Below are 24143 nucleotides of genomic sequence, written 5' to 3'. Positions count from 1 at the left end.
CTGACCCCATGCCGAACTCAGAAGTGAAACGCTGTAGCGCCGATGGTAGTGTGGCATTCGCCATGCGAGAGTAGGACACTGCCAGGCACCCAATTAAACGGTGATGTGAAAGACATGACCGGCTGCGAGGATGACACCTCATAAAGAAGCAGCAAAAGATTTAGCGAAAGCTAACCGAATGCGGAGCGGTAGTTCAGTCGGTTAGAATACCGGCCTGTCACGCCGGGGGTCGCGGGTTCGAGTCCCGTCCGCTCCGCCACTACTTAAGAAGCCCAGTCGAAAGACTGGGCTTTTTTCGTTTGTTTCCCGCAGTATTACCTCTTCTCCCTCTTTTATATCCCGCTGATCTATCACGTTATGGGTGTTGTGCCTCAAGGCTTTCCATCAGGGATGGGGTTCGGCATACAATGCGCCTTTGGTGTCAGATGAGAGTCTCCTATGTTTTGTCCGCGTTGTGGTTCCGGAACGCTGCAACAGCGCAGCGAGAAAGAGTTTGCCTGTGGCTGTGGTTTTCACTATTTCCAGAATGTGGCGTCGGCCGTGATGGTGGCTCTGTGCTGGCAGGACGAGCTGCTGGTTGCGGTGCGGGCCCGGGATCCCGGCCGGGGCTTGCTGGATCTGCCTGGCGGCTTCGTCGATCCCGGCGAATCGCTGGAGGAAGCCTTGGTGAGGGAGCTCAAGGAGGAGCTGGGGCTGGATCTGGCGGGAGAGACGCCGCGCTATCTTGGCTCCTATGCCAACGTCTATCCCTATGACGATGTGACCTATCACACCTGCGATACCGTGTTCTTGCTGGAATTGGCAGACAAGCCTTTGGTGGTGGCGGCCGATGATGTGGCAGCCTGCGAGTGGCGCAAGCTGGCCGGCCTTGCCCCTGCCGAGTTTGCCTTTCGTTCTACCGGCAATGCCATCGGTCAATTGCAGCGGCTGCGGGGCTAACCGATAGCTGTGATGACAGGGCGGAGCAGCTAGCCCGGCAGGTGGAGGGTGACGATCAGGCCGCCCTCTTCGCCGTTTCTGGCGTCGACCCGCCCTCCCTGAGCCTGGATTGCCTTGCGGGTGATGGCAAGGCCCAGCCCATAACCCTTGCCTGCCGCAGGGGAGCCGATCCGTACGAAGGGATCGAAGATGCTGGAGAGCTTGCTCTCATCCACCCCCATCCCCTGATCCGCCACCTCGATGACGAACTCGCTGCCCTGGTGCATCAGGGTCAGGTGGATGCACTGGCCCGCCTGCGAGAAGCGCAGGGCATTGCGTAGCACGTTGTCGAGGGCCCGGCGGATCAACTCCGCCTGTCCGCAGACCGTGTATTCCTGGGTCTCATCTACCCAGGTTTTGATCTCGACGCCCATGTGCTGCGCCTCGTAGCGGGCATCGCTCACCACGGCGTCGACCAGCCCCTGCAGATCGTAATACTCCTCGCCGTCCCGCTCGCCATGGCCGGCACGAGTGAGGGTCAGCAGTTCGCCGATCATCTTGTCCATGCGCTGGGTCTCGAGCTGGATCCGCGCGAGTGATCCCGCGATCCTGGCCGGATCCTGCTGGGCAAGACCGATGGCCAGCTGCAACCTGGCAAGGGGGGATCGCAGCTCGTGGGAGACGTCGTGCAGCAGCTGTTCGCGGCTCTCCACCAGCAGTTGCAGCCGCTCGGCCATGGCATCGAAGTCGCGGGCCGCATCGCTGATCTCGTCGTGGCGCCGCCGCATGGCGGGATAGAGGCGCACATCAAGCTCACCCTGGGCGAGGCGCGCGAACCCCTGTCGGAAGCGGTTCATGGGACGAGTCAGGTGCCAGGCGAGCAGGGCACTGAAGAAGAGGCCGCCAAGCCCGCCGATCCACCACATGGGGGGCGGCATGTTGAGCCAGTTGCGGTGGGGCTGGGGCGGGGCCAGCAACTGCTGCAGGCCGGCACCGTCGTAGTCGAGCCGATAGTGCTGGCCATCGGCCCCCGGCAGGATGCGGCCGCTCAGCGTCGTGGCTGGTTCTGTTGTGATCGGTTCAAGCTGCAGCAGCCTTCGCTCCCGGGCCGGCCAGCTGGCCTGCAGGGCTGCGACTGCAGCCGGTCCCTGTCGCTGCAGCAGGCTGGCGGCCGCCTCCAGCTGGCGTTCGGCCAGCTGGCTTGCCATCCGCTGCTCCGGCGGCCCTTCGTGGCGATAGAGGCTGAAGGCCACCCACAGCAGCTGGCTCATCATGATGATGGTGAACCAGAAGCCGAACAGGATCTTCCAGAACAGGCGCCCCTTGAGGATCATGCCAGCCGGTATCCTATGCTGCGCACCGTCTCGATGCCGATGGCTTCCCCCGCCAGGGCCTGCAGCTTCTGGCGGATATTGCAGATGTGCACGTCGACGCTGCGATCATAGGGTTCGCGTGGGCGGCCCAGCCCATGCAGGGAGAGCTCATCCTTGCTGACCACCCGCTCCGGCGAGCGCAGCAGCAGCTCCAGCAGGTTGAACTCGGTGGCGGTCAGCTCCAGCGGCTGCGTTTGCCAGTGGCACTGACGGGTGGCGGGGGATAGCACCAGCTCGCCAAGGCGCAGACCCTGCTCTTTGCCCGGATTGGCGGGGGCAGGCTCGACCCGGCGCAGCACGGCCCTCAGCCTGGCCACCAGTTCCCTCGGGTAGCAGGGCTTGGGCACATAGTCATCGGCCCCCATCTCCAGCCCGATCACCCGATCGATGTTGTCCCCCTTGGCGGTGAGCATGATGACGGGGATCCGGCTGTCGCGGCGGATCTGGCGCAGCACCTCGCTGCCGTTCAAGTCGGGCAGCATGATGTCGAGCACCACGGCGGCATAGTTGCCGGAGAGGGCGTGCTGCACGCCGCTCTTGCCGGTCAGCACATGGGTGGTGGCAAAGCCTTCGCCGCCCAGGTATTCGCTCAGCATGGTGCCAAGCTCCAGATCATCGTCCACCAGCAGGATCTTCATCGCTCTTCTCCGTCTCGGGTTGGCGCCATTTTCCCGTGTCCGTCCCTGCCTGACAGCTGCTTTTACGCAATCCTTACACTGCCCTGCAAGAGGCTTAACCGGACATTGGAGTAGATTGCCCGGGTCTGCTTCACCCTCTGTTTAAGCCAAGGATATCCGCGATGCCCCCTATCCGTCTTCTCGTTGTTCGCCTGCTGCTGCCCGCCCTGGTGCTGGTCGGCGCCGGCTGGCTGTGGCTGCCTTCCAGGGCGGCGCCGGCTGCCGCCTATATCACGGCTTCGGTCGAGCGGCGGGATCTGGAGCAGAGCGTGCTGGCCGACGGCACCCTGCAGGCCCAGAAGCTGGTGAGTGTGGGGGCCCAGGTGTCGGGGCAAATCAAGGCGCTGCACGTGGCACTGGGGGACGAGGTGAGGCAGGGTGATCTGCTGGTCGAGATCGACGATCTCACCCAGCAGAACGCCCTCAAGGATGCCGAAGCTGCTCTCGACAACGTGCAGGCCCAGCTGGCCTCGCGCCGGGCAACTTTGCGCAACAACCAGCTGGCCTTCGAGCGCCAGCGCAAGGTGCTGGCTCGGGGACTGGGCAGTCAGGCCGACTACGACAGCGCGGAGGCGACCCTGACGGCCACCCGTGCCGACATCCGGGCGTTGACGGCGCAGGCGGTGCAGGCCCGCATCGCGGTCGATACCGCCAAAGTGAATCTGGGTTACACCCGCATCGTCTCCCCCATGGCGGGCACCATAGTGGCGATCCCGGTGGAGCAGGGGCAGACGGTCAACGCGGTGCAGAGTACCCCGACCATGGTCAAGGTGGCACGGCTCGACACCATGACGGTGGAGGCGCAGATCTCGGAGGCGGACGTGATCAGGGTGAAGGCCGGCTTGCCCAGCTATTTCACCGTGCTAGGAGCGCCCGAGCAGCGCTACCAGGCCAGCCTGCGTGCCATCGAGCCCGCCCCCGACACCATCAACGACGACACGACCAGCAGCAGTTCGACCAGCACGGCCGTCTACTACAACGGCCTGTTCGAGGTGGAAAATCCGCAGCGGGCCCTGCGCATCGGCATGACGGCCCAGGTGCACATTGTGCTGGCGACCGAACGCAACGCCCTGGTGATCCCGGCCATCGCCCTGAGTGAGGGGCGGGTACAGGTGGTGGATGAGGGCGGTCGCCCGCAATGGCGGCAGGTGAAGGTCGGCCTCAACAACAAGGTGGATGCCCAGATCCTGGACGGGCTGGCGGAGGGGGAGGCCGTGGTGGTGAGCCAGTTGACGGCCCAGCACCAGCAGAGCGGGCGGATGGGTCCGCCCATGGGGATGTGATGATGAGAGAACCACTGCTGCAACTGAGCGGTATCCGCCGCCATTTTGGCGACGGGGAGCGGCGCGTCGAGGTGCTCAAGGGCATCGACCTGACCATAGCGCGGGGCGAGATGGTGGCCATCGTCGGCGCCTCCGGCTCCGGCAAGTCAACCCTGCTCAATATTCTGGGCTGCCTCGATCAGCCGAGCGAGGGTGACTACCGGGTGGCCGGACGGGAGACGAGCCGGCTGGCGGCCGATGCGCTGGCGACCCTGCGCCGCGAGCACTTCGGCTTCATCTTTCAGCGCTACCACCTGCTGGGGGATCTCAGTGCCCGCGACAACGTGGCGCTGCCCGCCCTCTATGCCGGGTTGGCCGGCGATGCGCGCAAGGCGCGGGCCGAGAGCCTGCTGCAGCGGCTCGGGCTAGGCAGCCGGCTCGACTACAAGCCGAGCCAGCTCTCCGGCGGCCAGCAGCAGCGGGTCAGCATTGCCCGCGCCCTCATCAATGGCGGTCAGGTGATCCTGGCGGACGAGCCGACCGGCGCCCTCGACAGCCAGAGCGGGGCCGAGGTGCTCGGCATATTGAATGGGCTGCACCGCGAGGGGCATACGCTGGTGATCGTGACCCACGACATGGCGATCGCCGAGCAGGCCGAGCGGATCATCGAGCTGAAAGATGGCGAGGTGGTGGCCGATCGTCGTCATGAGCCGGCACAGCCGCTTCCCGCGCACATTGCGTCCCGGGTCGGCGAAGGGGCGCGTGGCGGTCTGGCCGGGCGGCTCGGCGCCGCCTTCAAGATGGCGCTGCTGGCCATGCAGGCCCAGCGCATGCGCACCTTCCTCACCATGCTCGGCATCATCATCGGCATCGCCGCCGTGGTGTCTGTGGTGGCGCTCGGGCGCGGATCCCAGCAGCAGGTACTGGCCAATATCAATGCCATGGGCACCAGCACCCTGGAGATCTTCCCCGGCAGCGGCTTCGGCGATCGGCGGGCCGAGGCGGTCCAGACCCTCAGGGTGGAGGATGCCGAGGCCCTCGCCGGGCTTGGTTATGTGCACAGCGTGACCCCCAGCCTGGCCACCAGCGTCACCCTGCGCCGGGGCAGTCAGGCGGTGCTGGGTTCGGTGAACGGGGTGGGGGAGCAGTTCTTCCAGGTGCGCGGCTATCGACTGCTGCAAGGCATGCTGTTCGATGCCACCAGCGTGGCCGACATGGCGCAGGAGGTGGTGATCGACGAAAACAGCCTGGCGCGCCTGTTTGCCGCGGGGGAGTCGCCGCTCGGTCAGGTGATCCTGCTGGGTAGCCTGCCGTGCCGGGTGATCGGGGTGGTGGCCCGCAACCAGAGCGGCTTTGGCAGCGACGAGAACCTCAACGTCTGGATCCCCCACACCACGGCCATGACGCGGATGCTGGGCCAGAGCCACCTGCGCAGCATCAGCGTGCGGGTGCAGGATGAGGTGGCGCTGGCCGCCGCCGAGGATGGTATCACCCGCCTGCTGCGTGAGCGGCACGGCAGTCAGGATTTCTTCGTGCTCAACACCGACAGCATCCGTCAGGCGATCACCAGCACCAATGCCACCCTGACCCTGCTGATCGCCATGATTGCGCTCATCTCCCTGGTGGTGGGCGGTATCGGGGTGATGAACATCATGCTGGTGTCGGTGAGTGAGCGCACCCGCGAGATCGGCGTGCGGATGGCGGTGGGGGCCAGAACCGGCGACATACTGCAGCAGTTCTTGATCGAGGCGGTGCTGGTCTGCCTGCTGGGAGGGGCGGCCGGGGTGCTGCTCTCCCTGCTGGTCGGCGTCTTGTTCGAGCACTTCAGCAGCCAGTTCAGCCTGAGCTACTCCCTGGACGCCGTGCTGATGGCCTTCTTCTGCTCGAGCCTCATCGGCGTGCTGTTCGGCTTCTTCCCGGCGCGGCGGGCGGCGCGGATGGACCCCATCCACGCTCTGGAGCGGGAGTAGGCACCCTCTTCGGCGCCCGCTGCGCCACCCCATTCGCCGGCGTTGCCGAGGGCTCATCCCGCCCTCGGCGGCGCGGCGAATTGGCCGGACGGCATCCCGTGCCAGTCCGGCAGCCTGAACCGTGTCATCGACGTGACACAGCCTGCTCTGCGCGGGTTTTCAACCGGGCCCCGTGGCCCGGTTCTTTTTCCCATGCGAAAAAAAGGCGCCACCCGAGGGGGACGCCTGAAAGGTCAAACCTTGCGGTTTGCGGACCAACGGAACCAAGATTTCACACACATTCACACTCTCAGCACTTCGCAGGTTCAGCCCTGCCACTTGCCTCCTTCCACTATCACGTCGTTGGGATCGGTATCGGCGCTTAAGTGTTCGCGCACATACTGGTCGTAGAGTTTCAGCAGGTACTTCTCTTCCCCCAGCTTGGCGAGACGGTCGTTGACCCAGTCCCGCAGCTCGATATTGCCCTTCTTCACCGCCGGCGCGATGGGGTCTTCCGAGCCCAGCTTCTCGGGCAGCACCCGATAGCCCGGGTTCTCCTTGGCCCAGCTGAACAGCACCAGGTTGTCCTGGGCATAGGCGTCGCCACGGCCCTGGGCCAGTGCCTGCAGGGATTCGGTGTTCTTCTCGAACTTGAGCACCTTCCAGTCCGGGTGGTTGCGGGTCAGCCAGATGTCGGCCGTGGTGCCCGTGGTGACGATCAGGGTCTTGTCCGCGAGATCGTTCAGTCCCTTGGCGGCGCTCTTCTCCGGTACCAGCACCTGCACCGCGACCTTGAGGTTCGGGTTGGTGAAGTCCACCACCTGCCGCCGCTCCGGGGTCACCGTCATGTTGGCGAGGATGAGATCCACCTTGTCGCTTTGCAGGAAGGGGATGCGGCTGGCGGGTTCCACCGCCACGAACTCGACCTTGTTCTCGTCCCCCAGCAGATCCTTGGCGAAACGGCGGCCGAGGTCGGTGTCAAAGCCGACGTAGTTGCCCTTCTCGTCCACGTAGCCAAACGGGGGCTTGTCGGTGAAGACGCCGACGATGAGCTTGTCGCGGGCCTTGATCTTGGCAAGGGAACCGTCCGCCGCATGGGCGGCGCCGCTGGCGAGACCCAGTCCCAACAAGGCACTGAACAGAACCGAGGTGATTTTTTTCATGCTGACTCCTTTCGTTTGATGACATTTGTATAAGAAAACTTGGCGAGGAACTGGCGGGCACGCTGGCTGCGCGGGTTCTCGAAAAATTGATGGGGCGCGGCCTGCTCCAGGATGTGGCCGCCATCCATGAAGACGATGCGATCCGCCACCGCCTGGGCGAACGCCAGCTCGTGGGTGACGATGAGCAGGGTCATGCCGCTGCCGGTGAGATCGCGGATCACCTCCAGCACCTCCTGCACCATCTCGGGATCCAGCGCAGCGGTCACCTCGTCAAATAGCATCACCTGCGGGTTCATGCAGAGCGCCCGCACGATGGCGATGCGTTGCTGCTGGCCGCCGGAGAGCTGGCGCGGATAGTCATGGCGCCGCTCCCACAAGCCGATGCGGGTCAGCAGCTGTTCCGCCTGCAGCAGGGCCTCGGCCCGCTCCCGCTTCTGCACCTGCAGGGGGCCGAGCAGCACGTTCTCCAGCACCGTCAGGTTGGGGAAGAGGTGATAGCTCTGGAACACCATGCCGATGCGCTGGCGCAGCCGCTGCCAGTCGGTATTGCCATCCAGCCGCTCTCCATCGAAGCGAATCTCGCCCCCCTGAATGGGTTCGAGCCCGTTGAGGGTGCGCAGCAAGGTGCTCTTGCCGCAGCCGCTCGGCCCCAGGATGACGATCACTTCCCCGGCGTTCACCGTGAGGCTGACCTCATCCAGTACCCGGTGTTGGCCGAATTGTTTGCTGACAGCATTGAGCTCAAGCAGAGGTGTCATACCGCATTACCCCATTGTTGCTCCAGCCGGCGTGAGGCGAGCGAGAGCGGATAGCAGACCAGAAAAAAGAACAGGAACAGCAGAGCGTAGATGAGCAGCGAGCCATAGGTGCGCTCGATGATCTGCTGGCCCACCTTGATCACCTCCACCACCCCGATCAGCACCGCCAGCGAGCTGGTCTTGATGATGCGGGTGTAGATGTTGATGGTCGGCGGCGTCAGCCGTTGCAGCGCCTGGGGCAGCAGCACGTGGCGATAGAGCTGCCAGCGAGAGAGCCCGAGCGCCAGGCCGGCCTCCTGCTGACCACGGGCTAGGGAGTTGAGGCCGCCGCGCACCACCTCTCCCACCTCGCTGGCGCCCCACAGGGCCAGCACCAGCACGGCGCACCAGAAGGCCGGGATATCCAGGCCAAAGAAGATCGGCAGCCCGAAGAAGAAGAGGTAGAGCCAGACCAGCACGGGCACCACCCGAAACAGCTCCAGATAGACTCGCAACACTACCCGCGTCAGCCTTCCCCCTTGCTGGGCCAGCACGCCGTAACCGACCCCGCCCAGGGTGGCGAACAGGATGGCGAGCAGCGATATGGCGAGGGTCTGGCCCGCGCCCACCGCCAGCAGTGGCAGCGCCTGCGTCAGCTGCTCAGTGACCGGACTGGCCATATTGAGCCCTCCTTTCCTCTGCATCGGTGGTGAGTGACCGCGGTAGCAGGACGATCGCTGCCTGCATCAGCGATTCAATGACTGAACTGACCATGTTGCAGCCTCCTTTCAACGACGCGCAGGGCAAGGGAGAGCGGCAGAAAGATCAGCACGCACATCAAGGTCAGCACCGCCAGCATCTCGTAGGTCTTGTAGTAGAGGGCGATGTAGTTCTTGGTGGTGTAGAGCAGCTCCGGCACCGCCACCGCCGAGGCCACCGTGGTCTCTTTGAGCAGAAAGATGAAGTTGGCAAACAGCGCCGGCAGGCTGGCGAGCCAGGCCTGGGGCAGCTGGACGTGGCGCAGCAGCTGCCAGCGGGAGAGGCCGATGGCTCGCCCTGCCTCCAGCTGGCTGGGGGGGATTGCCTGAACGCCTGCCCGCAGCGCCTCGGTCAGGTAGCCGCCGCCGAGGAAGGTCATGGCGATCACCGCCGTGGCAAAGCCCGACAGCGACAGGCCGAGCGCCGGCAGCCCGAAGTAGAGAAAGAACAGCTGGATCAAGAGCGGCGTGTTGCGGGCCAGCTCCACATAGGCGCGGATCCCCCTGTTCAGCCAGGGCCGATGCAGGCTTTGCAGCGTCACATTGAGCAGCGCCACGGCGAGCGAGGTGAGGATCACGATGGCGCCGAGCTGCAGGGTGACCCAAACCGATTGGCCGAACGCCGGCAGGGTGCTGAGAACAAAGGACCAGTCGAAGCTCATGCCGGGATCCTCCCGTCGCGGCGCAGTCGCTGGGGCACGACCGTGATGGCGTCCGGGTACTTGATGCCGGCGCCGGTGTTGAGTACCACCACCCGCTCGCCCCCCTGGATCCAACCCGCTTCCCGCAGCTGGCGGGCGGCGGCGAAGGCGGCCGCCCCTTCCGGGCAGACGAAGCAGCCCTCCTGGGAGGCGAGTTGACGCAGCTCGCGCTGGATGGCGCCATCTTCCACCGCGACGGCGCAGCCCTCGGTGCGATAGAGGGCGTCCAGCACCAGAAAATCCCCCAGCGCCTTGGGTACGTTGATGCCAAAGGCGAGGGTCTGGGAGTCGGGCCAGAAGCGCGACTCGCGCTCCCCCTGCTGCCAGGCCCGGACGATGGGGGCGCAGCCGCTCGCCTGCACCGCCACCAGGCGCGGCAGCGGTCCCTGCACCCAGCCCAGTTCCTGCAACTCCCGCAGCGCCTTGTAGATGCCGATGAGGCCGACGCCGCCGCCGGTGGGGTAGAGGATCACGTCCGGCAGGGTCCAGCCGAGCTGCTCGGCGATTTCAAACCCCATGGTCTTCTTGCCCTCGATGCGATAGGGCTCCTTGAGGGTGGAGGCATCGAACAGCCCCTGCTCGGCCACCGCTTCGACCACCTGGCGACCGGCGTCGCTGATGAGGCCGTCCACCAGATAGAGGCGGGCACCGGCCAGGGCGCTCTCCAGCCTTGTGATGGCGGGGGCCGCCTGCGGCTGGACTATGGTGCTGCGCAAGCCGGCGCGGGCGCCGTAGAGTGCCCAGGCCGCACCGGCGTTGCCGTTGGTGGGCATGGCGAAGTGGGTGATGCCGAGTTCGCGGGCGCGGGAGACGCCGACTGCGGCGCCGCGGGCCTTGAAGGAGCTGGTGGGGGTGAGGCTCTCATCCTTCATCCAGAGATCCGGAATGCCGACCTGCTTGCCGAGGCGCGGCAGCGGCAACAGTGGGGTGAAGCCTTCCCCCAGGGTGACCACCTGGGCGGGGTCGCGCACTGGCAGCAGCTCGTGGTAGCGCCACAAGCTGGCGGGGCGACCCAGCAGGGCGGCCGGATGCCAGGCCTGCTTCAGGGCCTCGAGGTCGTAGCTGGCCAGCAAGGGGGCGCCGACCGGGCTCAGCTGCTGGGGCTGATCGGCATCCACAATCTCGCCGGTCTTGCTGCAACGCAGATGTGATAGGTAGCTGTACGGCATGCTTTATCCTGAATGAGTCGAGATGGTCAGTCGCTTATTCCATCCTGTGACCCAAGTGCCGGATAACAAACAAAATAAACTGGCAAACCTAAGCGAAAAAATTCATATGACTCCGATTGGTCAGGGTTGTGGCGGCTTCCTGCTCATGTCGCGTGGTCACCCACTGGGGGGTTGGGCCGTCCGGCACTCTTTGCTAACCTGCCCGCTTCACCCGAAATCGCAGGGAGCCGCATCGATGCGAGCCATTGTCAGCCTGCTGGCCCTGTCACTGCTGTGTGCGTGCAGCGGCCAGTCAACCAAAGAGGATGCCATGTCAGGGAAAGCGCGCCTTCACTACCCCGTCACCCGCCAGGGTGAGCAGGTGGATCACTACTTCGGCCAGGCCGTGGCCGACCCCTATCGCTGGCTGGAAGATGATCGCAGCCCCGAGACCGAGGCCTGGGTCAAGGCCCAGAACACCGTGACTCAGGGTTATCTGGCGCAGATCCCGTATCGCGCCGCCATCAAGGAGAAGCTGGCCGCCTCCTGGAACTACGCCAAGGAGGGGGCGCCGTTTCGCGAGGGGCGCTACCACTACTTCTTCAAGAACGACGGCCTGCAGAACCAGAACGTGCTGTGGCGCCAGCAGGAGGGCAAGCCGGCCGAGGTGTTCCTCGATCCCAATACCCTCAGCCCCGACGGCACCACGGCGCTGGATCAGCTGAGCTTCTCCCGCGATGGCCGCATCCTGGCCTACTCCTTGTCACTGGCCGGCAGCGACTGGCGCGAGATCCACCTGATGGACGTGGAGAGCAAGCAGCCGCTGGAGGCGCCCCTCAAGGATGTGAAATTCAGCGGCATCAGCTGGCTCGGCAACGAGGGCTTCTTCTACTCGAGCTACGACAAGCCTGACGGCAGCGAGCTGTCGGCCAGGACCGATCAGCACAAGGTCTATTTCCACCGGCTCGGCACGGCGCAGGAGGATGACCGGCTGGTGTTCGGCGCCATCCCGGCCCAGCACCACCGCTACGTGGGGGCGACCGTCACCGAAGATGACCGCTTCCTGCTTATCTCGGCGGCGAACTCCACCTCCGGCAACCGCCTCTATGTGAAGGATCTGAGCCAGGAGAACGCGCCGCTGTTGACGGTGCAGGGGGATCTGGATGCGGATGTGAGCCTGGTGGACAACAAGGGCGGCACCCTTTACCTGCTGACCAACCGGGACGCCCCCAACCGTCGGCTGGTGACGGTTGATGCCGCCAACCCGGGGCCGGCCCACTGGCGCGACCTCATCCCCGAGCGTCAGCAGGTGCTGACGGTGCACAGCGGCAGCGGCTATCTGTTCGCCGAGTACATGGTGGATGCCACCGCCCGGGTCGAGCAGTTCGACTACGAGGGCAAGCGGGTGCGCGAGGTGACGCTGCCCGGCCTTGGCAGCGTCAGCGGCTTCAACGGCAAGCACGACGACCCCGCCCTCTACTTTGGCTTCGAGAACTATGCCCAGCCGCCTACTCTCTACCGGTTCGAGCCCAAGAGCGGCGCCATCAGCCTCTATCGCGCCTCGGCGGCGCCGTTCAAGCCGGAGGATTACGTCTCCGAGCAGCGCTTCTACCAGAGCAAGGACGGTACCCGGGTGCCGCTCATCATCAGCTACCGCAAGGGGCTGAAACTCGATGGCAGCAACCCGACCATCCTCTACGGCTATGGCGGTTTCGATGTGAGCCTGACCCCGAGCTTCAGCGTGTCGGTGGCCAACTGGCTGGATCTGGGGGGCGTCTATGCGGTGGCCAACCTGCGCGGGGGCGGCGAGTACGGCCAGGCCTGGCACCTGGCGGGCACCCAGCAGAACAAACAGAATGTGTTTGACGACTTCATCGCGGCGGCCGAGTACCTCAAGGCCGAGGGCTACACCCGCACCGACCGGTTGGCGATCCGCGGTGGCTCCAATGGCGGTCTGCTGGTGGGGGCCGTGATGACCCAGCGGCCAGATCTGATGAGGGTCGCCCTGCCGGCGGTGGGGGTGCTCGACATGCTGCGCTACCACACCTTCACCGCCGGTGCGGGCTGGGCCTATGACTACGGCACCAGTGCCGACAGCGAGGCGATGTTCGACTACCTGAAGGGCTACTCGCCGCTGCACAACGTCCGACCCGGGGTCAGCTACCCCTCGACCCTGGTGACCACGGCGGATCACGACGATCGGGTGGTGCCGGCCCACTCCTTCAAGTTTGCCGCCACCCTGCAGGCCGACAATGCCGGCCCCCATCCCCAGCTCATCCGCATCGAGACCAATGCCGGGCACGGGGCGGGTACGCCGGTGGCCAAGCTTATCGAGCAGAGTGCGGACATCTATGCCTTCACCCTGTACGAGATGGGCTATCAGCAGTTGCCGCGTCAGCCTTGATCCGGGCGAGAGGGGCGTCAGCCATCCACTATCATCAGGGCCCTGCGGGGCCCTTTTTATTGCCGCGCGTTTGAACGCCGACCTGCGACCATCCCTGTCTCGCCGGTGGCCCGTTTTGGCAGACGGGCCCCATCTGTTATCCCCCCGGTGGTATAGTCAGTCACAAGATCCGCATTCAAGGAGTCCATCGTGAAGAAGATCATCTACATCCTGCTGGGGTTGGCGCTGGCGGCCGTGGTGGCCATCACCGCCCTGGTGTCCCTCATCGACCCCAATCAGTTCAAGCCTCAGCTGGTGGAGCAGGTGCGCAAGAGCACCGGCCGCGAGCTGGTGATGGAGGGGGCGATCGGCTGGCGCTTCTGGCCAAGCCTTGGCCTCTCCCTCGAGAAGGTGGCGCTGCGCAACCCCGCCGGTTTCGCCGAGCCCGACCTGGTGCGCTTCGAGCGCGGGGAGGCCTCGGTGGGCCTGCTGCCGCTGCTCTCCCACAAGCTTGAGATAGGCAAGGTGACCCTGAGCGGTGCCCACCTGTTTATCCAGACCAAGGCTGACGGCAGCTCCAACCTGAGCGATCTCATCAAGACGACCAAACAGGGGGCGGATGCCTCGCCGGCGGGCGAGAGTCAGCCGGCTGCCCCGGCCGCCAGTGACAAGCAGCCCTGGCAGATCAGCCTGCAAGGGGTGGAGCTGCAACAGGCCAGCGCCCTGCTGCAGGATGATCGCAACGGCACCGTCTCCAGCCTCGAACAGCTGGACCTGAACCTGGGTCAGCTGGTGGTGGATCAGTGGGTGCCGGTGACCCTGGCTGCCAAGGGGGCCCAGGGGGAGCTGGCATTTGATCTCAAGGGGCAGGCCCAGCTCAAGCTGGCCCAGGATGAGAGCCGCAGCGAACTCAAGGATCTCAGCCTGGAGGGGAGCCTGAAGGACCCGGTGCAGCGGCTCGACGCCTTCTCCCTCAAGGCCGATCGGCTGGCGCTGGGGGAGTGGAGCAGCCTCACGCTCAGTTTGCAGGGCGCCCAGGGAGCGGCGGACAAGCCGACCCTGGCCGGCACCCTGGAGGGTACTCTCAAGGCGCGCCTCGACGAAAACCGGCAACTGCTGGAGGTGTCGGATGCCGTGCTGGCCGCCAAGCTCAGTGGTGACGCCCTGCCACGCCCGCAACTGCAGGTGAAGCTGGCGGGCTTTGCCCGTGCCGAGCTCGACAAGCAGAACGTGATCCTGACCAACCTGGTGATGGGGGTGGATGACGCCCTGCTGAGCGGCAACGGCAGCGTGCAGCTGGGCGCCGTGCCCAGGGTGGAATTCGACCTCAAGGGGGAGAAGCTCGACCTTGACGGCTGGCTCGGTCAGCCGGCCAAGACCGCACCCGCCGCGGCCAGTTCGGGCGCTGCAGCCCCGGCCGGGACGACGGCGCAGGCTGCCGCACCCGCCGCTAAGGCGCTCTCCACGGCCGAACCGGATCTGACCGCCCTCAAGGCGGTGGATCTGGCCGGTCGGTTGCAGCTGGACGGTGTGCGGTTGAAGGGACTGGATCTGAGCGCCGTCGACCTGCAGCTCGCCCTGGCCGGTGGCCAGCTCACCCTCAAGCAGTTCAGCGCCGGGGTGCTCGGGGGCAAGGTGACGGCAAACGGCGTGCTCGATGCCCGCCAGCAGCCGGCTCGCTATCAGGTCCACAAGCGGGTGCAGGGGGTGGATGTGCGGCCGCTGCTGCAGACCCTGGCCCAGACCGATCTGCTGGAGGGCAAGGGGGATCTGGAGGTGCAGGTGCAGGGGGCCGGCCTCTCCGAACTGGCGCTGCGCAGCCGGATGCAGGGCAAGGTGAACCTCAAGTTGAGCGATGGCGCCCTGCACGGCATCAACCTGGCGGAGATGATCCGCGAGGCGCGGGCCACCCTGACCGGCAAGGGGGCAGATCAGGTGAAGGAGGCGCGCAAGACCGACTTCAGCGCCCTCACCGCCAGCTTCCGGATTGCCGACGGGGTCGCCCAGAGCGACGACATCCAGCTGTTTGCCCCCGCCCTGCGGGTGAAGGGGCAGGGCCAGACCGCCCTGGTGCCGGAGACCCTCGACTTCCTGTTCCTTACCTCAGTGGTGGAGAGCAGCAAGGGGCAGGGGGGCAAGGATGTGGACGAGCTCAAGGACATCACCATACCGGTGCGCATCGGCGGCCACTGGCAGGCGCCGAGCTACCGGCTCGACGTGAAGGCACTGCTCAGCAACAACAAGCTGCTGGAGGAGAAGGCCCGCAAGGAGGCCGAGCGCGGTCTCAAGAAGCTGCTGGGTGGCAAGGCCGACAACGAAGGGGTGAAGGGGATGGCCGATCAGCTGCTCAAGGGCTTGTTCAAATAGCCTAGCCCTGTTGTTTTATCGCCATGCAGAGCCCGCCCCGTGCGGGCTCTGTGCGTTTTGGCCGGGAGGTGGGGACGCGCCGGTAGTGAAAGAGAGGGGTGTTTGGGCCGGATAAAGATGGTATCACTGTGGTTTTACCAAGGAGCAGATGAATGAGTCGAAGTGAAATCGCAAGAGAGATATCCCATCCGGACTGGCCACTGGTCTGGCAGATCTACGGCAGCAGCTTTCCCCGCTACGAACAGCGCCTGCCGCAGCATCAGCAACGCAAGATGGGGGACTCCCGCTTTCACTGTCAGCTCTTTTATCAGGGCGAGCAGCTGCTCGGCTTTATCTTCTGGTGGGACTGCGGCGAGCAGATCTACATCGAGCATCTGGCCATCAACCCGGCCCTGCGCGGCCAGAACCACGGCTCACGCCTGCTTACCGCCTTCTGCGAGACGGCGGGGTGCCCCGTCATCCTGGAGATAGATCCGCCAGAGGACGATATTTCCCTTCGCCGGCTGCGCTTCTATCAGTCGCTGGGCTTTTGCCTGAACGAGCATGATCACGTGCACCCGCCCTATCAGCCGGGTCATCAAGGCCATGCGCTGCGGGTGCTGAGCTATCCGGCCCCGCTCGACAAGGAGGATTATCTGCGTTTCAACAAGGTGCTGGTGGAGACAGTGATGGATCACGGCCCGGCCTGAATCAGTGACAGGCACTCTATTGTGAAGTGAAGGGGGAGGTCTCTCCCCCTGATAGCAGGATTATTCGTAGACGGCAGTAGTATGAAGCAGTTGATCTGCAAAAGTGAAAATCTCATCTATTGAGCCAATTGGATGTCGAGTTTCTTTCTTTTCCGCGTCAAACAGGCCTATATATTTTTGGCGAGAGTTAAAATGTAATCTGCAAAGTGGTTTCCGGTTATTGTCATCCAGCAGGATTCCAAAATAACTTTGGGTATCTCTGGGGGCAATCCTGGCGACATCAAATTGCTGCCTGAGTATTGCTTTAACCACATTGAACGCTTCCATTTCTTCAATAGTGGTGTCTACTCTGGATTTTTCTTTATTGTTATCATTTTCGCTGTTGTCACCAGGCAGATCGCTCTCTGAGATTGATGAGACAGTTGAAGTACTGACACTATTACCTATTGCAGACTTCAATCTTGCATTGATGCTATCGTTGAGGAATTGGTTCAGTGCTTTCTTGCTGATATCAGTGAACGACTGTTTCACCCTGGCTGTCAGTACGCCATCATAAATACGAGATGCAAAGAATTTGACGAAATCCTCTTCTGGAGAAGCAAATTGCTCGGCAAGTAGTTTTTTGATCTGGCTAAGATATTTGAGTTCTCCTGCAGCATCAACAACGGACTCAACATCGAAGGCGGTTTTAGTCAGTTTTAATACCTCAGGAACGACATGCTCATCTATGTCCTCAAGATCCAATGTTAGAAATGGCTTTTCATCCATTTTATTTGGTGCATCCAGGTCGGTATAAAATTCATACTGAGCACCATTGGTGAGAATGCCAATTCTGGCATTGGTGACCGAGAAATAACGAAAGAGTTGTCCTGAATGTTTTGCAGACAGCTTTTCACTGTATTTTTTACATTCAACCAGAATTTGAATCTGGCCATCCTTCAGAATGGCATAGTCAACCTTTTCTCCCTTTTTGATACCGGTATCTGCGGTGAACTCGGGGATGACCTCGGTGGGGTCAAAGACATCATAACCGAGAACACGATTGAGAAATGGCATGACAAAGGCATTTTTGGTTGCTTCTTCAGTGGTGATCATCGATGCTTGTTGCGCAATTTTTTTGGATAGACTCTGTAGCTGTTCTGAAAAATCCATTTCTTCCTCTCTGTATGGCGGCAAGGTGGTACTTTTTAACGCTATATTCCCCTCCATCATTTCCGGGCTGAATAATGGAGACTGGATACCCATAACCTCTGCTTATATTCAGCAAAGTGCCATACGATTCCAAGGTTTGTATGCCTGAAACAGGATCTAGCTCACCGCTATTGAGTTTTATGTGAAGAATATTTGGCTCATTGTCGCAAAGAGCAATTAAAAGGGGCGCCTCGGCGCCCCTGCTGTTTACTCCCCCAGCAGTTGTTGCCAGACCGCCAGCACATGGCCTCGTTCGGTCAGCAACTGGTCGTCCCCCACCTTGCGGGAGACTTCCGAGAGGTTGAGGCGATGGCCGAGGTTGCGGATCTCCAGATAGGCGTGCTTGAGCCCCTCCGCCTGCTCCAGGGTCAGCACTCCCGCCAGCACGCACTCGTCGAAGATGCGCACGTTATCGGACCAGCGGGTGAGCGCCTCGGGTTCACCGCAGGCATGGGCCAGCACCAGGTACTGGGCGATGAACTCGATGTCCACCATGCCGCCGGGGGATTGCTTGAGGTCGAACTCGCCGGCGCCCGCCTTGAGCAGGTGAGCCCGCATCTTGTGGCGCATCTCGCGCACCTCGCGGGCCAGGGTCGGCAGCTCCCGCTCCTTGGCCAGCACGGCGCGGCGGATACGGGCAAACTCGGCGATCACTGCCTCATCGCCATAGATGGGGCGGGCCCGCACCAGCGCCTGATGCTCCCAGGTCCAGGCCTCGTTTTGCTGATACAGCTCGTAGGCCGACAGCGACGAGACCAGCAGGCCTGAGTCGCCGGAGGGGCGCAGCCGCATGTCGATCTCATACAGGATGCCGGACGGGGTGCGGGTGCTGAACAGGTGCAGGATCCGCTGGGCCAGGCGCAGGTAGAACTGGCGGCTGTCGATGGGCTTGCGCCCATCCGTGTAGCTGTTGGGGTCACCGCCGTGCAGGAACACCAGGTCGAGATCCGAGCCGTAGCCCAGCTCGATGCCACCCAGCTTGCCATAGGCCACCACCGCAAAGCCGCGCTGGCCGCTCACCGCCACCTCGGGCGGCACCCCGTAGCGTTCGCTCATCTGGGCCCAGGCCTGATTGACCACCTCCTCGGTGATCGCCTCCGCCAGCCAGGTGAGGTGGTCGCTCACCTTCATCAGCGGCAGGGCGCCGGCGATGTCGGCCGCCACGATGCGCAGCAACTGCACCTGCTTGAACTGGCGCAGCGCCTCCATCTGCTGCTCCACGTCCTCTTCGGGGATGCGCAGCAGGAACTGGCGCAGCTGGGGCTTGTACTGATCGAGCGGGGTGGGGTGGTAGAGGTGCTGGGGATCGAGCAGCTCGTCCAGCAGGATGGGGTAGCGGGCCAGCTGCTCGCTTACCAAATGGCTGGCATCACACAGCCGCACCAGCTGGCGCAGGGCGCCCGGGTTCTCCGCCAGCAGCTGCAGATAGGCGCTGCGGGTGAAGATGCGGGTCAGCAGCTCGCACACCCTCTCGAATAGGCGGGCGGGCTGCTCGCTGGCCACCACCAGTCGCAGCAGCTCCGGCATCAGCCAGTCCAGCGCGATGCGCCCCTGTGGGCCGACCTGACGGCGCTTGTACTCCTCCTTGAAGCGCAGCAGCGCGGCGCAGAGCGGGGCGGGCTCGGCCACCCCCTGCGCGGTCAGCAGTTTTTCCAGCTCGGCGGCGTCGAGCTCGGTGCGCCACAGATCGAGCCAGAGCTGCTCCAGATGGGCGGGGGCCTCTTTCTCTTCCCCCACCACGGCGGCGAACTCCTGATGGACGGCCGCCATCTCCTCATCCAGATGGGCCATGAAGGCAGCCCAGTCGGTAAAGCCGAGGGCGGCGACGAGCCGCTGGCGATCCCGCTCTTCGGTGGGCAGGGTCTGGGTCTGCTGATCGCCGATCTCCTGCAATATGTTTTCGACCCGGCGCAGGAAGCGATAGGCCTCCAGCAAGCGATCGCAATGGGCGGCTTCGAGGGCGCCACACCCGGCGATGGCGGCCAGCGCTTCGGGCAGGTGGCGCACCCGCAGCGCCGGTTCACGACCGCCGCGAATAAGTTGCAGCGCCTGGGCGATAAACTCCACTTCACGGATGCCGCCAGCCCCCAGCTTGATGTTGCCCTCCAGCCCCTTGCGGCGCACCTCGGCGGCGATCATCGCCTTCATCTGGCGCAGACCGTCGATGACGCCAAAGTCGATATAGCGGCGAAACACGAAGGGGCGCAGCATTTCGGCGAGCTCCACTGCGTGCTCGCATTGGGGGCCCAGTACCCGCGCCTTGACCATGGCGTAGCGCTCCCAGTTGCGGCCGTGGTGCTGGTAGTAATCCTCCATGGCGGCAAAGGAGATGGCCAGCGGCCCCGCATCGCCAAAGGGGCGCAGCCGCATATCGACTCGGAACACCTGACCATCCTGGGTGGGCTGGTGGAGGGCGTTGATGATGCGCTGGCCCAGCTTGATGAAGAATTGCTGGTTGGCGAGCTCGCGCCGCCCGCCCGCCGTGTAGCCGTTCTCGGGGAAGGTGAAGATAAGGTCGATGTCGGAGGAGAAGTTGAGCTCGCCGCCCCCCAGCTTGCCCATGCCGAGGATCAGCAGCGGCTGCGGGTTGCCGTTGCCATCCATCGGGGTGCCCAGCTCGTTGCACTGCTTGGCGTAGAGCCAGTCGCGGGCGGAGCAGATCAGCGCATCCGCCAGTTTGGTGAGGTGGATAAAGCTCTCTTCCACTTCGGCGTGACCCAGTAGTTCGCGCCAGGCGATCACCAGCATGCGGCTGCGGCGGAACTGGCGCAGGATGCGCTTGAGCGCCTCCTCGTCATCCACCTCGGCCAGCAGGGCGGCCAGATCGCGTTGGTAGGCGGGCCAGCGCTCGGCCTGATCCAGATCTCTGGAGGAGAGCAGCTCGGTCAGCAACTCCGGCTGTTTGAAGAGGGAATCGGCGACAAAATCGGAGAGACCGAGCAGGGTCAGCAGGGTCTGGCGCACCGGTTCGGGCAGCGTGCCGTAGTCGGGGGCCAGTTCAGTCAGCCGTTGCCAGTGGCGCTGGGCCAGCTCCTGCAGCAGGGGGGAGAAGGCGGAGAAAGAGGGAGAGTGCTGAGCCACGGTTGCCGTCCTTGTGATTAACGAAACTGCCGGATAAAAAGCTGGCTGCCAATCTAGCACTGTCGGGCCCCCGCGTCACAGCGCAGGGGTGAGAAGCATGATCCGGCGGGAATTATCGGCAGCCGGCCATTCAGCTGCGCAGGTAGATATCGGGGTGGTAGATCTCCATCAGGCTGCCGGGGCTTGCGGGCGGCACGAAGCCGAAACCGGCGTAGAGGCCGTGGGCATCGGAGGTGGCGAGGGAGAGGCGACGCAATCCCTGCAGCTCGGGATGGTCGAGTATGGCTGCCACCAGTGCCTTGCTGTAGCCGCGGCCGCGATGTTCAGGCAGGACAAACACGTCGGCCAGATAGCCGAAGGTGGCCCGGTCTGTGATGACCCGGGCGAAGGCGACCTGCTGACCGCCGAGGTAGCCACCAAAGCAGAGCGAATGGTTGATGGCCCGCTGCAGGGTGGCAAGGGGGATGCCACGGCACCAGTAGGCCTCTTCAGACAGGAAACGGTGGATCAGCGGCACGTCGAGCCGCCCCTGGTCGGCGCTGATTTCAAGCGCAAGTACTGTGGTCTGCATCCTGGCTCCTTGCCGCGATGGAAAAAGAAAGGCCCCTCGTGGGGGCCTTCCAGTCTAACCAGATTGTTGAGTGAAAGTCAGGCCAGCTTGAAGGCCTGAATATGAGTATCCAGGGTCTGGCTGTGGCGCTCCACCAGTTCGGAAGCCTCCTGCAGCTCGCGCAGCACCACGACGGAACCCTCCACCACCTGCTTGACCTGCTCCAGGTTGCCGCTCATCTCCTCGGCCACCGAGCTCTGCTGCTCGGAGGCGGCGGCGATCTGGCGGTTCATGTCGGCCACCCCCTGTACCCGTTGCACTATGGTGGCGAGCTGGTCGCCGGCCTGGGTCACCTGCTCCACTCCCTTGTCGGCCTGCTGCACGCTCTGGGCCATCAGCTCGGCCGCCTGGCGGGCGTTGCCCTGCAACTGTTCGATCATCTTCTGGATCTCGACGGTGGCGGCCTGAGCCCGGTTGGCCAGCTCCCGTACCTCGGAGGCGACCACCGCGAAGCCACGGCCCGCTTCACCGGCACGGGCGGCTTCGATGGCGGCGTTGAGCGCCAGCAGGTTGGTCTGTTCCGAGATGCCGCGAATGGTGTCCACGACGGAGCCTATCTGATCGACCCCCTGTTCCACCTGGTTGACCACGGTGGAGGAGCGTTGAATGTTGCCGGAGAGGGTGTCGATGGTGTTGACGGTGGCGGCCACGCAGCGGCTCCCCTCTTCCGCCAGCTGGCTGGTTTCGGCGGTGGCGTGGGAGGCCTGCTCCGCATGAGCGGCCACCTCGCGGATGGCGCCCACCATCTGGCTCATGGCGCTGGCCAGCTGCTCAATCTGGGTGAACTCCTCGCTGATGGCCTCGTTGGCCTCCTCCATGCAAAGGGTCACCTGGGAGGCGATGTCGTTGAGCTCCTTGCAGGCGACGCGCTGGGTGCCGAACACCTCCTTGAGGTTCTCCTGGGAGTGGGCCACCGCCTTGGCGATGTCGCCGAATTCGTCACGGGACTTGAGCAGCACCCGGTGGCTCAGATCCTTGCGGGCGAAGCGTTCCAGCAGGCCCACCAGATAGTGCACCTGCTTGACCATCAGGCGCGAGCCGGTCAGCAGCAGTACCACGAAGACCAGCCCCATGATGGCGGTCTCCATCAGCCCGGTCCAGAGCAGGCTGTTGGCGATGGTGTCTGCCTTGTCGGGAGCGATCCCTTCGCTGAGCAGGGTGGTTTCCAGATTGCTGGCGTCGAACCAGAGCTTGATCAGCAGCAGCACAGTACTGAACACCATGAGCAGTACCACTTTGGGTACCAGCCGGATATTGCTCATTCGCCTCTCCAGCGGGTTTAACTGCATAATATTTCTCCTTTTAATGACCGGTTTTCCTTTGTCCTCAGGGCTATCGGCATTATCTTCCTTTTTATTAATTCGCACCGTGCCTAAAGTGGGAAAATGTATGCGCCATCACTTAACTCATCTACGCGCCATGGATCTGTTGATGGCGTTTCTGTCGGTGATCTCGGTTGTGCTGGTCACGGCCCGCTGGTGGGGTCATCAAACCCTGGCCCCTCAGACCCTGCAGCTCTTCTATGACGTCGACAGCCTGATCTGCTACTTCTTCCTCGGTCACTTCGCCTATGGCTGGATCCGGGCCCCCGACCGGATGGCCTTCTTCAAGGCCAACTGGTTCTATCTGCCGGGCAGTCTGCCCATGGTGGAGCAGCTGCGCTGGGCCCGACTCATCCAGTTGTGGCGGATCTACCAGCTGTTGCGGGATCAGCCGGATCTGCTGGCCATGTTTCGCCGCGAGCGCAACGAGACCACCCTCTCCGGCATCCTGTTTCTGTTCTTCCTGCTGCTGGGGGTGGGCTCAGGGGTGATGTACTGGGTCGAGTCGGGCCAGCCCGGCAGCCAGATCCAGACTCCCTACGATGCCTTCTGGTGGACGCTGGTGACCCTCTCCACCGTGGGGTACGGCGATCTGGTGCCCAAGACGGAGGAGGGGCGCTTCGTCGCCAGCCTGCTGATCCTGTTCGGGGTCGGTCTGTTCGGTGCCATCAGCGGTTTCATGGCCAGCCTGTTCCTGCAGCCGGGACGGGGGGATGTGGAGCTGGAGAAGTGGCGCCATCACCAGAGCGCACAGCAGGATCTGCTGCTGCAGGAGTTGCGTGCCCTGCGGGCCGAAGTGAAGGCACTGAAACAGAAATAGGCAGCGGCGTCCGGAATGGTCGCGTCGCGATAGAGACAAGTTGCGAGCCACCTCTCAGCTCGGGGGGAGCCCTTTTCTTTGCTTGTCCTTTGACCCGCCGGCGGCTTAACATTCGCCAGTCACCTAACCAAACGAAGAGAACCGATCGACCATGCGCGCCCTTCTCGGGATCCTGATCTGCTTGTGTGCCCAACAGGCACTGGCGGATACCCGCTATGTTTCAGACAACATCTTTACCTTTATTCACAATGGTCCGGGCACCCAGTACCGGATCCTTGGCAGCGTCAAGGCGGGTGAGCCGCTGGACGTCAAGGCAGTGAACAACGAGGCCGGTTTTACCCAGGTGGTGGACGGTCGCGGCCGTGAGGGCTGGATCAAGAGCAGCGAGTTGCAGGGCGAGATCAGCCTGCGCGAGCGGCTGCCCCAGGTACAGAAAGAGCTGGAGGAGGCCAAGGCCCGCCTGCTGAACCTCAACGGTGACAACGAGAAACGCTTCGCCGAGAAGGATGGCAAGATCGCCGAGCAGAGCAAGGAGATCGCCACCCTCAAGGCCCAGCTGGCCAGCCAGGGCGAGGAGATGGGCAACCTCAAGGAACAGAACGACGCCCTGACCCAGAGCTACGACAACCAGGAGCACGACATGCAGATGGACTGGTTCATCCGCGGTGGTGCCATGGTGGGTGGCGGCATCCTGCTCGGCATCCTGCTGCCCATGCTGCCCCGTCGTCGCAGCCGTGGTGATCGCTGGATGAACTGACAACCGCTGTCGGCAGCAGCGTGAAGGGTCGCCATGGCGACCCTTCTTTTTTGCCTGGCGGAAAATTGTATACAAAATAAGGCGATGAATTTTGCCTGGTAGGCATATGGCGCCGATATAGTGCGCCATATGAGCCAATCAGCGATCTTTGTTAATAACAGGCAACAATTTCATTTCATCTATGGGTTGATATTGTATACATTATCGGCATTTCGGCGGCACGACCGCCTTCGTCGA

The 24143-nt window shown here is 63.5% G+C and carries 19 protein-coding genes and 1 tRNA gene; 9 read left to right on the top strand and 11 right to left on the bottom strand.

The window, feature by feature from the left end; all coding sequences use genetic code 11:
• Positions 1-182 precede the first annotated feature (182 nt).
• Positions 183-259: transfer RNA gene (locus AB5Y95_RS19070), tRNA-Asp, on the top strand.
• Positions 260-438: 179 nt separating this feature from the next.
• Complete coding sequence (locus AB5Y95_RS19065) at positions 439-939, top strand: NUDIX domain-containing protein (protein ID WP_099360048.1); 501 nt, start codon at positions 439-441, stop codon at positions 937-939.
• A gap of 29 nt (positions 940-968) precedes the next feature.
• Here AB5Y95_RS19065 and AB5Y95_RS19060 read toward each other — a convergent pair whose 3' ends face one another.
• Positions 969-2252 carry an ATP-binding protein gene (locus AB5Y95_RS19060; protein WP_368161826.1) on the bottom strand — a complete coding sequence of 428 codons (1284 nt, stop codon included), beginning with the start codon at positions 2250-2252 and terminating at the stop codon, positions 969-971.
• On the bottom strand, positions 2249-2929 hold the full coding sequence (locus tag AB5Y95_RS19055; protein ID WP_211049759.1) for a response regulator transcription factor: 681 nt from the start codon (positions 2927-2929) through the stop codon (positions 2249-2251). The genes AB5Y95_RS19060 and AB5Y95_RS19055 overlap by 4 nt, the downstream gene beginning before the upstream one ends.
• 161 nt (positions 2930-3090) lie before the next feature.
• Here AB5Y95_RS19055 and AB5Y95_RS19050 point away from each other — a divergent pair, with 161 nt between their 5' ends.
• Both AB5Y95_RS19050 and AB5Y95_RS19045 read left to right on the top strand, forming a co-directional pair.
• On the top strand, positions 3091-4251 hold the full coding sequence (locus AB5Y95_RS19050; protein WP_368161825.1) for an efflux RND transporter periplasmic adaptor subunit: 1161 nt from the start codon (positions 3091-3093) through the stop codon (positions 4249-4251).
• A 2-nt stretch (positions 4252-4253) separates the two neighbouring features.
• The gene (locus AB5Y95_RS19045; protein WP_368161824.1) at positions 4254-6200 is read left to right on the top strand and encodes a MacB family efflux pump subunit; all 1947 of its coding nucleotides are present in this window, start codon (positions 4254-4256) and stop codon (positions 6198-6200) included.
• A 305-nt stretch (positions 6201-6505) separates the two neighbouring features.
• On the opposite strand, the gene AB5Y95_RS19040 is transcribed toward AB5Y95_RS19045, so the two are convergent.
• The 5 genes from AB5Y95_RS19040 to AB5Y95_RS19020 all read right to left on the bottom strand — a co-directional run bounded on the left by AB5Y95_RS19040 (position 6506) and on the right by AB5Y95_RS19020 (position 10707).
• Positions 6506-7342 (bottom strand): transporter substrate-binding domain-containing protein, encoded by an 837-nt coding sequence (locus tag AB5Y95_RS19040; RefSeq protein ID WP_106553347.1) that lies wholly within the window; start codon positions 7340-7342, stop codon positions 6506-6508.
• A complete protein-coding gene (locus AB5Y95_RS19035; protein ID WP_368161823.1) occupies positions 7339-8100 on the bottom strand; it encodes an amino acid ABC transporter ATP-binding protein in 762 nt (253 codons plus the stop codon). The genes AB5Y95_RS19040 and AB5Y95_RS19035 overlap by 4 nt, the downstream gene beginning before the upstream one ends.
• Positions 8097-8759, bottom strand: a complete 663-nt coding sequence (locus AB5Y95_RS19030; protein ID WP_258120048.1) for an amino acid ABC transporter permease — start codon at positions 8757-8759, stop codon at positions 8097-8099. The genes AB5Y95_RS19035 and AB5Y95_RS19030 overlap by 4 nt, the downstream gene beginning before the upstream one ends.
• Before the next feature lie 74 nt (positions 8760-8833).
• A complete protein-coding gene (locus tag AB5Y95_RS19025) occupies positions 8834-9499 on the bottom strand; it encodes an amino acid ABC transporter permease (protein WP_368161822.1) in 666 nt (221 codons plus the stop codon).
• On the bottom strand, positions 9496-10707 hold the full coding sequence (locus AB5Y95_RS19020) for a threonine synthase (RefSeq protein ID WP_368161821.1): 1212 nt from the start codon (positions 10705-10707) through the stop codon (positions 9496-9498). The genes AB5Y95_RS19025 and AB5Y95_RS19020 overlap by 4 nt, the downstream gene beginning before the upstream one ends.
• 235 nt (positions 10708-10942) lie before the next feature.
• On the opposite strand from AB5Y95_RS19020, the gene AB5Y95_RS19015 reads away from it, so the two are divergent.
• The 3 genes from AB5Y95_RS19015 (at position 10943) to AB5Y95_RS19005 (ending at position 16125) form a co-directional block, all read left to right on the top strand.
• The gene (locus AB5Y95_RS19015) at positions 10943-13090 is read left to right on the top strand and encodes a prolyl oligopeptidase family protein (RefSeq protein WP_368161820.1); all 2148 of its coding nucleotides are present in this window, start codon (positions 10943-10945) and stop codon (positions 13088-13090) included.
• Positions 13091-13279: 189 nt separating this feature from the next.
• On the top strand, positions 13280-15436 hold the full coding sequence (locus tag AB5Y95_RS19010; RefSeq protein WP_368161819.1) for an AsmA family protein: 2157 nt from the start codon (positions 13280-13282) through the stop codon (positions 15434-15436).
• 152 nt (positions 15437-15588) lie between these two features.
• Positions 15589-16125 carry a GNAT family N-acetyltransferase gene (locus AB5Y95_RS19005; RefSeq protein WP_368161818.1) on the top strand — a complete coding sequence of 179 codons (537 nt, stop codon included), beginning with the start codon at positions 15589-15591 and terminating at the stop codon, positions 16123-16125.
• 60 nt (positions 16126-16185) lie between these two features.
• Here AB5Y95_RS19005 and AB5Y95_RS19000 read toward each other — a convergent pair whose 3' ends face one another.
• The 4 genes from AB5Y95_RS19000 to AB5Y95_RS18985 all read right to left on the bottom strand — a co-directional run bounded on the left by AB5Y95_RS19000 (position 16186) and on the right by AB5Y95_RS18985 (position 22296).
• Positions 16186-17277, bottom strand: a complete 1092-nt coding sequence (locus AB5Y95_RS19000; protein WP_042008926.1) for a type I restriction endonuclease — start codon at positions 17275-17277, stop codon at positions 16186-16188.
• Positions 17278-17523: 246 nt separating this feature from the next.
• Complete coding sequence (glnE, locus tag AB5Y95_RS18995; protein ID WP_368161817.1) at positions 17524-20397, bottom strand: bifunctional [glutamate--ammonia ligase]-adenylyl-L-tyrosine phosphorylase/[glutamate--ammonia-ligase] adenylyltransferase; 2874 nt, start codon at positions 20395-20397, stop codon at positions 17524-17526.
• Between the two features lie 130 nt (positions 20398-20527).
• Positions 20528-20968 (bottom strand): GNAT family N-acetyltransferase, encoded by a 441-nt coding sequence (locus AB5Y95_RS18990; RefSeq protein ID WP_368161816.1) that lies wholly within the window; start codon positions 20966-20968, stop codon positions 20528-20530.
• A 77-nt stretch (positions 20969-21045) separates the two neighbouring features.
• Positions 21046-22296 carry a methyl-accepting chemotaxis protein gene (locus AB5Y95_RS18985; RefSeq protein WP_005309321.1) on the bottom strand — a complete coding sequence of 417 codons (1251 nt, stop codon included), beginning with the start codon at positions 22294-22296 and terminating at the stop codon, positions 21046-21048.
• 31 nt (positions 22297-22327) lie between these two features.
• On the opposite strand from AB5Y95_RS18985, the gene AB5Y95_RS18980 reads away from it, so the two are divergent.
• Both AB5Y95_RS18980 and AB5Y95_RS18975 read left to right on the top strand, forming a co-directional pair.
• Entirely contained in the window at positions 22328-23149 is an 822-nt protein-coding gene (locus AB5Y95_RS18980; protein WP_017764773.1) for a potassium channel family protein, read from the top strand.
• Positions 23150-23300: 151 nt separating this feature from the next.
• Positions 23301-23906, top strand: a complete 606-nt coding sequence (locus AB5Y95_RS18975; RefSeq protein WP_005309324.1) for a TIGR04211 family SH3 domain-containing protein — start codon at positions 23301-23303, stop codon at positions 23904-23906.
• Positions 23907-24143 lie beyond the last annotated feature (237 nt).

It is taken from the genome of Aeromonas sp. R5-3 (assembly GCF_040908225.1).
Classification (GTDB): domain Bacteria; phylum Pseudomonadota; class Gammaproteobacteria; order Enterobacterales; family Aeromonadaceae; genus Aeromonas; species Aeromonas dhakensis.
This window is presented reverse-complemented; position numbering and strand designations above follow the sequence as displayed.